The following is a 13,071-nucleotide window of genomic DNA, read 5'->3' as shown; positions in this document are numbered from 1 at the left end:
GATGAACGTGGCCTGCCCTGAATGCGTCGCCACCGTGGAATTCACGGAGAAACCCGAACTCAACGAGATCGTCGAATGCGGTGACTGCGCGGGAGAACTCGAAGTCATTTCCCTCGAACCGCTGCTCGTCGCAGTGGCGCCGGAGGTCGAGGAGGACTGGGGCGAGTGATCAGTGTCGGGGTCGTCGGCGGCGCCGGCTACATCGGAGGCGAACTGCTCCGGATCCTCTCCGGACACCCGGAGGTGGGCGTCACGGCGGTCACCTCGACCCGGCTGGCAGGCCGGCGCGTGGACGGCAGCCACCCGAACCTGCGGGGCCGGGTCGGTCTGACGTACCTCGCGCCGGACCGGCTGCCCGAGTGCGACGTGCTGTTCCTGACCGGCTCGATGGGCACCGACGCGGAGAGGCGCCGCGACCTGGTCTCCCGCGCCAAGCACGTCTACGACCTCAGCCCCGACCTGCGCCTCACCGACCCCGCCCGGTACCGGGAGTTCTACGGCGAGCATCCCGCGCCGGAGCTGCTCGCGACGGCGGTGCGCGGACTGCCGGAGACCGACCGGGCCGCCCTGCGCACCGCCGACTCCGTCAGCGTGCCCGGCTGCATGGCGACCGCGGCGATCCTGGCGCTGCGACCGCTGGCCGACGCCGGGCTGCTGGAACCGCGGGTCACCGTCGACGGCCGGGTCGGCTCCAGCGGCTCGGGCGCCTCGGCCGGCGAGATGAACCTGCACGCCGAACGCAGCGGCGTACTGCGGGTGTTCGCCCCGCTCAACCACCGCCACCAGGCCGAGATCTCCCAGGCGACGGGCCTGGACGTACGGATGACCGCCACCGGCGTCGACGCCGTGCGCGGCGTCCAGGTGCTGTGCCGGGCCACCGCGAGCCGTGACCTCACCGAGGCCGAGCTACGGGCCGCCTACCGCACCGCCTACGCGGCGGAGCCGTTCGTCCGCGTCGTCACCTACAGGCGCGGCAACTACCGGCTGCCGGAGCCGAAGATCCTGGTCGGCTCCAACCACTGCGACGTCGGCTTCGCCCTCGACCCCGCCGACGGTCAGCTGCTCCTCGTCGGCGCACTCGACAACCTGGTCAAGGGCGGTGCCGGGAACGCCGTCCAGTGCCTGAACATCCGGATGGGCTGGGACGAGACGCTCGGGCTCGACTTCCCCGGACTGCACCCCGCGTGAGGTGGTTCCATGAGTGACGAGATCACGGTGGTCAAGTGCGGCGGCGGACTCACCGACGCCCACGAGGGTATCTGCCGCGACCTGGCGGGCCTGCCGGCCGGCCGCACGGTCCTGGTGCACGGCGGGGCCGCCGAGGTCGACCGGCTCGCCGAACGGCTCGGTGTACCGCAGCGCCGGCTCACCACGCCGAGCGGTTCCTCCAGCCGGTACACGGACCCCGCCACCCTCGAACTGCTGCTGATGACGCTCGCCGGCAAGGTCAAGCCCGCCCTGGTGGCCGCGCTGGCCCGGCACGGCGCCCGCCCGGTCGGGCTCACCGGGATGGACGCGGCACTGGTGCGGGCCGAGCGCAGTGCCGCCCACCGCGCCGTCCTCGACGGACGCACGGTCGTCGTGCGCGACGACCACAGCGGCCGGATCCGCGAGACCGACGCCGCGCTGCTGCTCGCCCTGCTGGAGGCGGGCTGCCTGCCCGTCGTCTCCCCGCCCGCCCTCGGCGCCGAAGGGCCGGTCAACGTGGACGCCGACCGGCTCGCCGCGGCCCTCGCCGGTGCGCTGGCCCGCACCCGGCCGGTACGGCTCGTCCTGCTGACCTCCGCGCCCGGCGTACTGCGCGATCCCGCGGACGAGGGCTCCCTGGTCCGGGCGATCGACCTGTCGGACGATCCGGTCACCGAGGCGGCGGTGCACGGCGGGATGACCGCCAAACTGCAGGCCGCCCGCAAGGCGCTGGACGCCGGGACCGGCACGGTGGTGATCGCCGACGGCCGCGTCGCCGCCCCGGTGAGCGCCGCCCTCGACGGAGCCGGCACCACGGTCACGTCCACCGCTACGCTCAGGAGTCTGTGACATGTCCGATCCGGCCCACAACGGCGGCAGGAGCCTCGCGGAGACCCGCAAGAACCTGCTCGCCCTGCGTGCCCGCCAGCGCGCGGGGGTCCGGGGCACCGGCGAGTGCGTGGTCCCGGTGCCCCGCGACCGCGAACTGCCCCTGTCCTTCACCCAGCAGCGGCTCTGGTTCCTCGACCGGCTGGACCCCGGCAAGGCCGTCTACAACGCCCCCATCGTCCTCACGCTCCGGGCCGACCTCGACGACGGGGCCCTGGACAGGGCACTGAACGCGCTGGCCGACCGGCACGAGATCCTGCGCACCCGCTACCCCCTGCGCGACGGTGTGCCCTACCAGGACATCGCGGAGCCCGGCACCCCCGTGCCGTTCGGGCGGACGGACCTCGTCGGCGCCGCCGAGCAGGAGGTCACGGACTTCCTCCTCGGCCTGGTCCAGGAACCGTTCGACCTGGAGAAGGGCCCGGTGCTCCGTGCCCACCTCGTGCGCACCGGGGAGCGCGTCCACGTCCTCGTCCTGGCCCTGCACCACATCGCCAGCGACGGCTGGTCCCTGCCCGTCGTCGTCGGCGAGCTGTTCGCCCTCTACGAGGCGGAGCGCTCCGGCACCCCGGCGGCGTTGCCCGAACTGCCCGTCCAGTACGCGGACTACGCCGTCTGGCAGCGCGGCCGGATGACCGGCGCCACGCTCGACGAGCACCTGGCGTACTGGAAGGACCGGCTCGCCGGCCTGCCCTCCCTCGACCTGCCGACGGACCGGCCGCGCCCTCCCGTGCCCAGCGGCGCCGGCGCCACCGTCGACCGGCTGCTGCCCCCGGAGCTGGGCGCCGCCCTCAACCGGCTCGCCCGCGCCGAGCGGGTCACCCTGCTCACGGTGGTGCTCTCCGCCTTCATGGCCCTGTGCGACCGGTACACGGGCCAGGACGACATCGTGCTCGGATCGGTGTTCTCGGGCCGTGAGCGCCCGGAGATCGAGCCACTGGTGGGCTTCTTCGCCAACACCGTGGTGCTGCGTTGCTCCACGGCCGGCGACCCGACCTTCCGCGAACTCCTCGCGCGGGCCAACGACACGGTCCTCGGGGCCCACTTCCACCAGGAGCTGCCGTTCGGCCGGCTCGTCGACGAGCTGCGCCCCGAACGCGACCCGAGCCGCAACCCGCTGTTCCAGACGTCCTTCACGCTCCAGCACGCGGGCGTGGAGTCGGCGAGCATCGCCGGCGTCGAGATCGCCGCGCACCCCGTGGAGGGCGAGACGGCGCGTTTCGACCTCGCGGTCCAGCTCACCGAGGTCCCGGAGGGCCTGCGCCTGTGGGCGGAGTACTCCACCGACCTCTACGACGCCGACCGCGTGGAGCGGCTCTTCGGGCACTACGAGCGGATCCTCACCGCGGTGGCCGACGATCCCGGCCTGACACTGAGCCGGCTGCCGATGCTCACCGAGCCGGAGCGCGAACGGCTGACCGCGGCCGTCCCCGGCGCCGCTCCCGCACCGGACGGCTGCCTGCACCACCTGTTCGAGTCGGTCGTGGACCGGTCGCCCGACGCCGTCGCCACCTCCTTCCGGGGCCGCCACCGGACCTACCGCGAACTCGACCACGACGCCAACCGGCTGGCCCGGGCCCTGCGCGAGGCCGGGACCCGCCCCGAGACGGTCGTCGCCGTCCTGCTCGACCGGGGCCCGGAACTGCCGCCGGCCTTCCTCGGCATCCAGAAGGCCGGCGGCGCCTACCTCCCGCTCGACCCCGACCACCCGGCCGCCCGCTGGGAGAGCGTCCTGACCGAGGCGCGCTGCACCACCGTCGTCACGACCTCGGAACGGGCCGCCCTCCTGCCGGCCGGCGTCACCGCCGTCCGCGTGGACGACCCCGGCCTGGCCGAACTCCCCGCCGTCCGCCCGAACGTCGAGGTGCACCCGGACAACCTCGCCTACCTGATCTTCACCTCCGGCTCCACCGGCAGGCCCAAGGGCGTCCAGGTCCAGCACCGCGCCATCGTGAACTTCACCAGGGCGAGCATCGACATGTTCGCGCTGGGCCCCGGCGACCGGGTGCTGCAGTTCGCCAACCCCGCCTACGACGTCAGCCTGTTCGACTTCTTCAGCAGCCTGTGCTCCGGAGCCCGGCTCGTGCAGGCACCCACGACGACCCTGCTGGACCCGGCGCTGCTGGGCGAGCTGATGCGAACCGAGAAGGTCACGGTCACCGACCTGCCGCCCGCCGTCCTCGGACTGCTCGACGCGGACACCTTCCCCGACCTGCGCGCCCTGTTCGTGGGACTCGAGGCCTTCCCGGGCGAACTCGTCAACCGGTGGAACACCCCCGGGCGCGCCTTCCACAACGGGTACGGACCCACCGAGGCCACCGTGGCCTGCGTCGACTACCTCTGCCCCGACGGCACCTACACCGCCATGCCGCCCATCGGCACGCCGATGGCGAACTACACGGCCCACGTCCTGGACCGGTACGGCAACCCGGTGCCGGACGGCATCCCCGGAGAACTCCTCATCGGCGGCGCCGGCGTCGCCCGCGGCTACGCCCACCAGCCCGCCCTGACCGCCGAGCGCTTCGTGCCCGACCCCTTCGGCGCCCCCGGGAGCAGGTTGTACCGCACCGGCGACCTCGTGGTCCGGCGCGCCGACGGCAACCTCGTCTTCCTCGGGCGCGCCGACGACCAGATCAAGATCCGGGGCCTGCGCGTCGAGCCGGGCGAGGTGGAGCACGCCGTGCAGAGCCACGACTCCGTCGACGAGGCCGTGGTGACCGCGTCGGGGAGCGGCGCCGACGCCCGGCTGGTGTGCTACGTGACGGCCACCGCCGGAGCGCAGATCACCACCGAGGAACTGCGCCGGCACCTGTCCGGCCGGCTGCCCGCCCATCTGGTCCCCGCCGTCTTCGTGGAGCTGGCGGAACTGCCCCGCGCGAGCAGCGGGAAGCTGGACCGCAAGCGCCTGCCCGAGCCCGGCACGTCCGCCGTGCGCACGGCCGTGCCGCCCCGCACCCGGACCGAGCGGATGCTCGCCGAGATCTGGCGGGAACTGCTCGGGGAGGCGCTGGAGTTCGACGTGCACGACAGCTTCTTCACGGTCGGCGGCAACTCGCTCAAGGTGACCCAGCTCGCCTCCCGGATCCGCGCGGCGTTCGGCGTCGAGATCGAGCTGCGGGAGCTGTTCGTCCGCTCCACCCTCGCCGAACTCGCCGGACTCGTCGAGTCCAGCGAGCTGGACGACGCGTCCGACGACGAACTGTCCGCCATGCTCGCCCAGCTGGAGGAGACCCCGTGACGAGCACCGCGCCGCCGGCCGCCCTCGACCGGGACACCTTCCGCGAGGAGGTGCGCCGCTTCCTCCGCGGCCCCGAGGCCCGGCGCACCCTCGCCGCCGTCGCCGGTCACCGCCCCGACGAGGAGCCCGCCCGGCTGGATCTCTATCGCATGCTCGGCGAACGCGGCTGGCTCGCCCCGAACTGGCCCGTCGCCTACGGCGGTCTCGGTCTCGGCGCCACCGAGGCGGCCGTGGTCACCGAGGAGATGACGCTCGCCGGAGTGCCCGACGACGTCCACGTCCTGAGCATCGACATCGTCGGCATGTTCCTGCTCAAGGCGGGCAGCGAGGAGCAGAAACGCCGCCACCTGCCCGCCCTCGCCCGCGGCGAACGGACCGCCTCCGTGCTGTTCACCGAGCCCGAGGCGGGCTCCGACCTGGCCGCCCTGCGCACCCGGGCCGAGCGGGACGGCGACGGCTGGCGGCTGTACGGCACCAAGGTCTACAACATGAAGACCCAGTTCGCCGACTTCTCCCTCGTCGCCGCCCGCACCACCGAGGGCGCGGTCGGCATGCACGGCATCACGCTCTTCCTGCTCCCGGTGAAGTCGCCCGGCGTGCACATCGAGCCGGTGCCCAGCATCCAGAACGACCGGTTCAACCTGGTGGTCGTCGACGGGGTGCGCCTCACCGCCGCCGATGTCGTCGGCACCGTCGACGAGGGCTGGTGGCAGCTCGACGAACTCCTCCAGCTCGAACGCACGGGCATCGACTTCCACGGCAAGGCACGGCGCCTCCTCGACCTCGTCGTCCGCCGGGCCGCGGAGACCGGCCGGCTCTCCGACCCCGCCTACTGCCTGCGCCTGGTCGAACTCGACGCCAGACTGCGGGCCGCCCGCTCCCTCGCCTGGGAGACCGTCCGCAACCTCGCCGCCGACCGCCCCGACCCGGTCACGTCGGCCATGTCGAAGTGGTACGCGAGCGAGCAGATCCGCCCCGTACTGAACGCCGGCATGGAGATCGAGGGCGCCGGCGGTGTGCTGTCCGCCTGGGACGGCGAGGCACCCGACGGGGGCCTGCTGGAGGCGAACTACCGCCTCGGCCCCGCCCACCGGCTGGCGTCGGGCACCTCCGAGATCATGCTCTACCTCATCGCGACCAACGGACTGGGTCTGCTGTGAACGTCGCCGAACTCTTCCACGAGGAACTCAACCCGGTACTGCGCCGCCTCGGCGCCCGCGCCAAGGGCGCGGGACCCGTGCCGCCGGACGAGGAGGACACCGAGGTCCGCCGCGGCGTGTGGTCCACCCTCGCCGAACTGGACGGTCTGCTGCCCGCCTTGCCGCCCCGGCTCGGCGGGCCGCCGGACGCCATGGCACGCCGGGTCCGCACGGCCGCGCTCATGGGCCCCGCGGCTTACGGCAGCCCGTACCTGGACACCATGATCACGGCCGACGTGCTGGCCGCCGACGGCCGCCACGACGCCCTCCTCGGGCCGATCGCGTCCGGCGACCTCACCTGCGCCCTCGCCGTGCGGGAGCACGCGGCCGACGAGCCCGGCACGCCCGTGCCCCTGGCGATCGACCCGGCACGCGGCCTGGTCAGCGGCGTCCGGCGCCTCGTCGCCTTCGCCGCCGACGTGGACCACCTGCTGGTCGTCGGCGAGGAGGGTCACGCGCTCGTGGCGTCCGGCGCGACCGGCGTACGCCACCGCCGCCAGGACGACATCGGCCGCGGCGACCTCTACCGGGTCGACCTCGACGACGCGGCGGCCGTCCCCGGCGGAATGCTCCCGCCGGGGCCGCACTACGAGGCCGCCCTGGCCCGCGGACGGCTCCAGCAGGCCGCCCACCTGACGGGTCTGACCAGGGGCGCGCTCGAACTCACCGTCGAGCGGCTGCGGACGCGGTCCGCCTTCGACCGGCCGCTGGCCAAGCAGCAGGCCCCCGCCTTCCGGCTCGCGGCGCTGGCCGCCGAGACCACGGCCGTCGACAGCCTGGTGCGCGCGGTGGCCGTCGAGGCGGACGACGGCGCGGACATCCGCCAGACCGCGGCCCAGGCCCTGTTCCTCGCCGCCGACCTGGCCCGCGAGGCCACGGCGGAGGCGGTGCACCTGCACGGCGCCGCCGGACTCACCGAGGAACAGGACGTGTCCGTGTTCTACCGGTGCGCCGCCGTCGACGCCGTACGGCTCGGCAGCCCCACCCGGCTGCGCCTGGAAGCGGCCCGGCTGCTCGCCGCGGCGTACGCCCCGAATCCGGAGTGACCCATGGACTCCCTCACGAACCCGGTGCCGCTGCTGCGGGACCTCGTCCGCATCGACACCACCAACCCGCCCGGCAACGAGATCGCCTGCGTCCGGTACCTGACCGAACGGCTCGCCCACCGCGACGACCTGGACATCACCGTCCTCGGCCCGAGCGCCGACCGGGCGAACCTGATCGTCCGGTTCCCCGGGCGCGGGGCGGCACCGCCGCTGCTGCTGCACGGCCACTCCGACGTGGTGCCGGTCACCGGACAGGACTGGCGGTACCCGCCCTTCGAGGCCCGGCTGGTCGACGGCGAGGTCTGGGGCCGCGGCTCCGTCGACATGAAGGGCGGCCTCTCGATGATGCTGTCGTCGCTGGCCCGCCTGCACGAGGCGGGCGAGCGGCCGGCCGGGGACGTCGTCCTCGCGGTGGTCGCCGACGAGGAACACGGCAGCATCGCCGGGGCCCGCTGGCTGACCCGGGAGCACCCGGAGCTGTTCACCGGCATCCGCTACGCGGTGGGGGAGGAGGGCGGCGCGGGCATCGAGCTCGGCGGCCGGCGCTTCCACCCCGTCGTCGTCGCGGAAAAGCGCGCCTGCTGGTTCCGTGCCACGCTCACCGGCCCCGGCGGCCACGCCTCCCGGCAGGCACCGGCGCGCACCGCGATGGGCCGGCTCGGACACCTGCTGACCGCGCTGAGCGGCGCCAGGCTGCCGCGGCACCGCGAGCCCGCCGCCGAGCGCATGCTGACCGAACTGGCCGGGAACCTGCCCGAGCCGCTCGCCGGACGGCTGCTCGCGGTCCGGGACGACGCGGAGGACGTGTCCCCGGCCGGGCTCCCGGAGGACCAGGCGCTGCAGATCGACTCGTTGCTGCGCAACACCGTGAACCCCACGGTCGTGCGGGCCGGCGACAAGATCAACGTGGTGCCCGGCGAGATCACCGTCGACCTGGACGGCCGCATCCTGCCCGGCGACCACACCAGGGAGGAGTTCCTCGGCGAACTGCGCGCCCTGATCGGCCCCGACGTGCCGCTGGAACTGCTGGTGGAAGGGTTCCCGGTGGACCAGAGCCGCATCGCGGAGCCCGAGTTCGGCGGCTTCTACGAGACCCTGTCCGACATCACCCGCAAGGCCGACCCGGACGCCGCGCCGCTGCCCATGATGTCACCGGCCTCCACCGACGCCGGGTTCTTCGCCCAGCTCGGCATCCGCTGCTACGGCTGGCTGCCCCTGAAGGTGCCGGCCGGCAGCCCCTACCGCACCCTGCTGCACCGCGCCGACGAACGGATCCCCGTCGAGGCGCTGGAGTTCGGCACCCAGTGCATGACCGCACTGCTGCGCGACTACCGGTAGCCGGCGCCGGCCGCCCAGGCCACCTTCACCCCGCGGGAGCCAAGATGACCGAAGACCTTTTCGTCCTGCCCGCCTCCTATGGCCAGCAACGGCTGTGGCTGCTTGAGCAGATCCAGCCGGACACACCGCTCTACAACGAGGCCGTGGGACTGCGTCTGCGCGGACGGCTCGACGCGGACGCCCTGGCCACCGCGATGACCGAGGTGCTGCGCCGGCACGAGGTGCTGCGCACGGTGCTGGAACTGGAGGGCGCGGAGGTCGTGCAGGTGGTCCGCGCACCGGAGACGGTGCGGCTCACGGCCGAGGACGTGGCCGGCGGACCCGACGCCGCGCTCGCCGAGGCCCGGCGCCTCGCGCAGGCCCCCTTCGATCTGGCCCGGGGCCCGCTGCTGCGCTGCCGGCTGCTGCGGGTGGCGCCCGAGGAGCACCTGTTCGCCCTGGTGGTGCACCACGCGGTCGCCGACGGCTGGTCGCTGGGCGTGCTGCTGCGCGAGCTGACGACGCTCTACCCCCGCGCCGCCCGCGGCGAGGGGCTCGACGTGCTGCCCGAACTGGAGGTGCAGTACGCCGATTTCGCGGCCTGGCAGAAGCAGCGCTGGGACGAGGGCGAACTCGCGGACCAGACGGCCTACTGGAAGGACGAGCTGGCGGACTGCGTACCGCTGCGGCTGCCCGCCGACCGCAGGCCGGGACCCGAGCCCGATCACGGGACCGTCCGCGCGCTCCTCGCGCCGCCCGCCCTCATGATCCGCCAGCTCCGGGCCGTCGCCACGGACGGCGACGTCACCCCTTTCATGGTGGTCCTCGCCGCCTACGCCACCGTCCTCGCCCGCTGGACGGGGCAGACCGACGTGGTCGTCGGCCTGCCCTTCGCCGGCCGCACCCAGAGCGAACTGGAGCCCTTGGTCGGCTTCTTCGTCAACACCCTCCCCGTCCGCCTGGACCTGTCGGGCGACCCGGACTTCCATGGCCTGCTCGGGCAGGTGCGGGAACGCTGCCTGGGCGCCTACCGGCACGCGGAGGTCCCCTTCGAGCTGCTGGTGGAGATCCTCAAACCGCAGCGGCGCCCGGGCCGCACTCCGCTCGCGCAGACCATGCTGGCCGTGAACAACACCTGGCTGCCCCGGGCCATGGAGGCCGCCGGCCTGCGGATCGAACCGGTCCCGCTGCTGCAGGAACGCGCCCATTTCGAGATCACCGTCGACCTGGAGGGGACGGACGACGCGCTCACCGGATCCGTCGTGCTGCGGGCGGACCTGTTCGAGCAGGAGACCGCGGACCTGCTGGCCCGTTCCGTCACCGCCGTGCTGCGCGGCGCGGCGGCGAACCCCAGCGCGGCGCTGTCGGCGCTGCCCTGCCCGCTCGCCGGCCGGACCGCCGCGGCAAGCGGGGCCGAGGAGCCGGACGAGGTGCGCGAGCCGGTGCGCGGCGCGGTGGGCGACAGCCGGCCCAGCACCCGCACCGAGGTGCTGCTGAGCCGGCTGTGGACCGAGATCCTCGGCCTGGAGACCGTCGGGGTCGACGACGAGTTCTACGCGGCCGGCGGCAACTCGCTCAGGGCGGTGCGCGTGGTGATGCGGGCCCGGGAGCTCGGCGTCGAGCTGCCCGTGGAGAAGGTGCTCGGGGAGCACACCATCAGGGAGCTGGCGGCCACGGTCTGACCCCGCGGCTGCGGCGGCCTCACAGGCGCCGCAGCCGCCAGACGGTGCGGTTGGCGACCGGGACCACCGACGCCAGCAGGACGACCGGCGCGAGCCACAGCGTCGTACGCGCCCCGGCGCCGTCCACCAGGACACCGGCGAGGGCCGCGCCGACCGGGATGGTGCCGAAGTTCATCAGCCGGTAGGTGGCGTTCATCCGCGCGTGCATCTCGGGCGGGGTGACCTTCTGACGCACCGTCACGGCGATGACGCTGCCCGCGGCCGAGCCCGCGTAGCCGAGGAAGAGCCCGACGGCGGCCGACCAGAAGACGGCGGTGTCCGAGGACGAGTACAGCGGCAGCAGGAAGTAGGCGTTGGTGGAGAAGCCCAGGGCCACCAGCAGCCCGGGCCCGTACCCGATGCGCTCGAACAGGTAGGGCGCGCCGACGGCGCCGCAGATCGCCCCGATGCCGCCGATCACCGTGACCAGCCCGTAGGCGAACGTGCCCATGTCGAGATCGCGCACGAAGTACACCAGGAAGGCCACGTTGACCAGCGATCCGCCGGCGTTGTAGACGGCCGCGTGGACGGCGATGGCGCGCACCGGGGGATTGCCGAACACCGACCGCAGCCCGTCGGTGAGTTCGCGGCGCAGGTCCCGTTCGGCGGGCGGCGGTTCGGCCTTCTCCCGGTCGCGGACGGCGATCAGCGCGACGGCGGAGACCAGATAGCTCACGGCGTCGAGGAACAGTACGCTGGCCGGCCCGAAGGCCCCGGCCAGCCAGCCGCCGCCGCCCGGGCCCATCGTCGCGCTCACCGCCTGGTCCGCGGTGAGTTTGCTGTTGGCCGAGCCGAGGTGCTCGGGCGCGACGAGGCGCGGCAGGTAGGAGCGGGCGGCGATGTCGTAGACCACGCTGAGCCCGCCGACCAGCAAGGCGACCAGGTAGACGTGGGTCAGGGACAGCACGTCGAGGACGGCGGCCACCGGCACGGTGACGACGAGTACGCACCGGGTGAGGTCCGTGGCGATCATCACCGGCCGGCGGGCCCGGCGCTCCTGCCACACGCCGACGAACAGCGGCAGGAGGAAGAAGGGCAGGGTGTACAGGGCCTCCAGCAGTCCGATCTGGGTGGCGGAGGCGTCCAGCGTGCTCACCATCACCAGGGGGAGGGCGAACAGCGTCATCTCCGAGCCCAGTTGGGACACCACGTCGCCGGTCCAGAACAGGCGGAAGTCCCGCTGCTTCAGGAGGCCGCCCCGCGCGGGCGCGGTCTGCGTCATGACGCTCGCACCGGCAGGTGGGCGGGGACGCGGAGGGCCGTGACGGGGCGGTTGCGGGACCTCAAACCGGACTCTCCCGGGGACGTGGGCGGACGGTGTCAGACCAGGGCGCGCCCGTGGCTGCCGAACCGGCGGCCGGCCGAACCGCGCAGGTCCGCGGTGACGTTGATGCGCCGCAACCAGCGGTCCGTGCCGTCGTAGCGGGCCCGGAACGGGCGCCGCCCGTGCACGGCCCGCTTGTTGTCGATGATCAGCAGCTCACCGGTGGCCAGCGCAACGTCCCGCATCCGGGCCTCGAAGGCGTCGATGATGCCCTGCAGGGCGCGTTCGGCGAGGGCGTCGCCCAGGTCGCGCCGCATGAAGGCCGGGTCGATGCGGACGTAGGGCATCTCCGGGTCGCCGCCCAGGATCGAGATCCGCTCCGGCTCCTGGTTCATCCGGCGGATGCGCTCGAAGGCGGCCGCCGAGCCGTTGTCGCTCCCGATCCCGGTGGTCGCCACGTTGAACTGGGCGGTGTGCGACTCGTCGGGCAGGATCACGAACCGGTCCTCGAACAGGACCTTGCGGTGCTCCTCGTCCAGCTCCAGGTCCTGGGCCGACGCGAACATGGTCGGCACGGCATCCGGGTTGCGCAGGCACAGCAGCATGATCCAGTCCGCCCGGTGCGGGTGGAAGGCGTCCTCGTTGTGCCACTCCAGCAGGGTGGTGGAGCTGGACCCGAGCTGTTCGCCCTCGTGTCCCTCGATGGGGAACACGTCGAGCACCAGCTTGCCGAGCTGCTGCGAGAGGTAGGAGAACGGGTCCCCCAGCAGGGAACCGATCATCAGCAGCAGGGCCGTCGCCGTGGTCACCTCGTCGCCGGCCGGCTCGTCGGTGTAGTCGCGCGGAGTGGAGCCGACGGCCGGCTCGTCCACCGGCAGACCGGACAGCACCAGACCACCGTTGGGACGGCCGGTCAGCCGGAAGCCGTTCAGCACGTTGCGCAGCCGCTCCGGCGCGCGGTGGGCGTGCACGGCGATCTCGGCCAGCAACTGCTCCAGGTCGGCGGCGCGGACGGCGCCGAACTCCTTGACGAAGTCCGTGGCGAGCGCGCGCAGCTCGTCGGCCTCCTCCGGGCCGAGCCGCAGGCAGGGCATGCCCTCCCGCAGGCTCAGTGCGGCCTCGAAGTCCTGTGTACGGGTCCCGCCCACGCTTTCCTCCTAGGCCACGGGTCGTGCTGCTCCCTCGGGCAACGGCGTTCGTACCGAGAATG

The 13,071-nt window shown here is 73.5% G+C and carries 10 protein-coding genes; 8 read left to right on the top strand and 2 right to left on the bottom strand.

Annotated features, from left to right (window positions below; genetic code table 11):
• The first annotated feature begins 1 nt into the window (after position 1).
• The 8 genes from lysW to ACIGO6_RS36220 are packed head-to-tail and all read left to right on the top strand — an operon-like array spanning position 2 to position 10,558.
• Positions 2 to 169: a lysine biosynthesis protein LysW gene (gene lysW, locus ACIGO6_RS36255; protein WP_395571195.1), complete on the top strand. Its 168-nt coding sequence runs from the start codon at positions 2 to 4 to the stop codon at positions 167 to 169.
• Positions 166 to 1,188 carry an N-acetyl-gamma-glutamyl-phosphate reductase gene (gene argC / locus ACIGO6_RS36250; protein WP_399884060.1) on the top strand — a complete coding sequence of 341 codons (1,023 nt, stop codon included), beginning with the start codon at positions 166 to 168 and terminating at the stop codon, positions 1,186 to 1,188. The genes lysW and argC overlap by 4 nt, the downstream gene beginning before the upstream one ends.
• A 9-nt stretch (positions 1,189 to 1,197) precedes the next feature.
• Positions 1,198 to 2,037: a [LysW]-aminoadipate kinase gene (locus ACIGO6_RS36245; protein ID WP_399884058.1), complete on the top strand. Its 840-nt coding sequence runs from the start codon at positions 1,198 to 1,200 to the stop codon at positions 2,035 to 2,037.
• Position 2,038: 1 nt separating this feature from the next.
• A complete protein-coding gene (locus ACIGO6_RS36240) occupies positions 2,039 to 5,314 on the top strand; it encodes an amino acid adenylation domain-containing protein (RefSeq protein ID WP_399884056.1) in 3,276 nt (1,091 codons plus the stop codon).
• Positions 5,311 to 6,474: an acyl-CoA dehydrogenase family protein gene (locus ACIGO6_RS36235; RefSeq protein ID WP_399884054.1), complete on the top strand. Its 1,164-nt coding sequence runs from the start codon at positions 5,311 to 5,313 to the stop codon at positions 6,472 to 6,474. The genes ACIGO6_RS36240 and ACIGO6_RS36235 overlap by 4 nt, the downstream gene beginning before the upstream one ends.
• Entirely contained in the window at positions 6,471 to 7,559 is a 1,089-nt protein-coding gene (locus ACIGO6_RS36230; RefSeq protein WP_399884052.1) for an acyl-CoA dehydrogenase family protein, read from the top strand. The genes ACIGO6_RS36235 and ACIGO6_RS36230 overlap by 4 nt, the downstream gene beginning before the upstream one ends.
• 3 nt (positions 7,560 to 7,562) lie before the next feature.
• Positions 7,563 to 8,897 carry a M20/M25/M40 family metallo-hydrolase gene (locus ACIGO6_RS36225; protein WP_399884050.1) on the top strand — a complete coding sequence of 445 codons (1,335 nt, stop codon included), beginning with the start codon at positions 7,563 to 7,565 and terminating at the stop codon, positions 8,895 to 8,897.
• Positions 8,898 to 8,941: 44 nt separating this feature from the next.
• The gene (locus ACIGO6_RS36220) at positions 8,942 to 10,558 is read left to right on the top strand and encodes a condensation domain-containing protein (protein ID WP_399884048.1); all 1,617 of its coding nucleotides are present in this window, start codon (positions 8,942 to 8,944) and stop codon (positions 10,556 to 10,558) included.
• A gap of 19 nt (positions 10,559 to 10,577) precedes the next feature.
• Here the strand turns inward: ACIGO6_RS36220 and ACIGO6_RS36215 are convergent, their stop codons facing one another.
• Together ACIGO6_RS36215 and gntD are read right to left on the bottom strand one after the other, a co-directional pair.
• Positions 10,578 to 11,819, bottom strand: coding sequence for an MFS transporter (locus tag ACIGO6_RS36215; RefSeq protein ID WP_399884046.1), 1,242 nt, complete (start codon positions 11,817 to 11,819; stop codon positions 10,578 to 10,580).
• Positions 11,820 to 11,917: 98 nt separating this feature from the next.
• Positions 11,918 to 13,009: a guanitoxin biosynthesis L-enduracididine beta-hydroxylase GntD gene (gene gntD / locus ACIGO6_RS36210; protein WP_399884044.1), complete on the bottom strand. Its 1,092-nt coding sequence runs from the start codon at positions 13,007 to 13,009 to the stop codon at positions 11,918 to 11,920.
• Between the last annotated feature and the right edge of the window lie 62 nt (positions 13,010 to 13,071).

The sequence above is a fragment of the Streptomyces sp. NPDC053750 genome (genome assembly GCF_044544295.1).
GTDB lineage: Bacteria > Actinomycetota > Actinomycetes > Streptomycetales > Streptomycetaceae > Streptomyces.
Note: the sequence above shows the minus strand (reverse complement) of the source record. Positions and strands in the feature narration are given on the sequence as shown.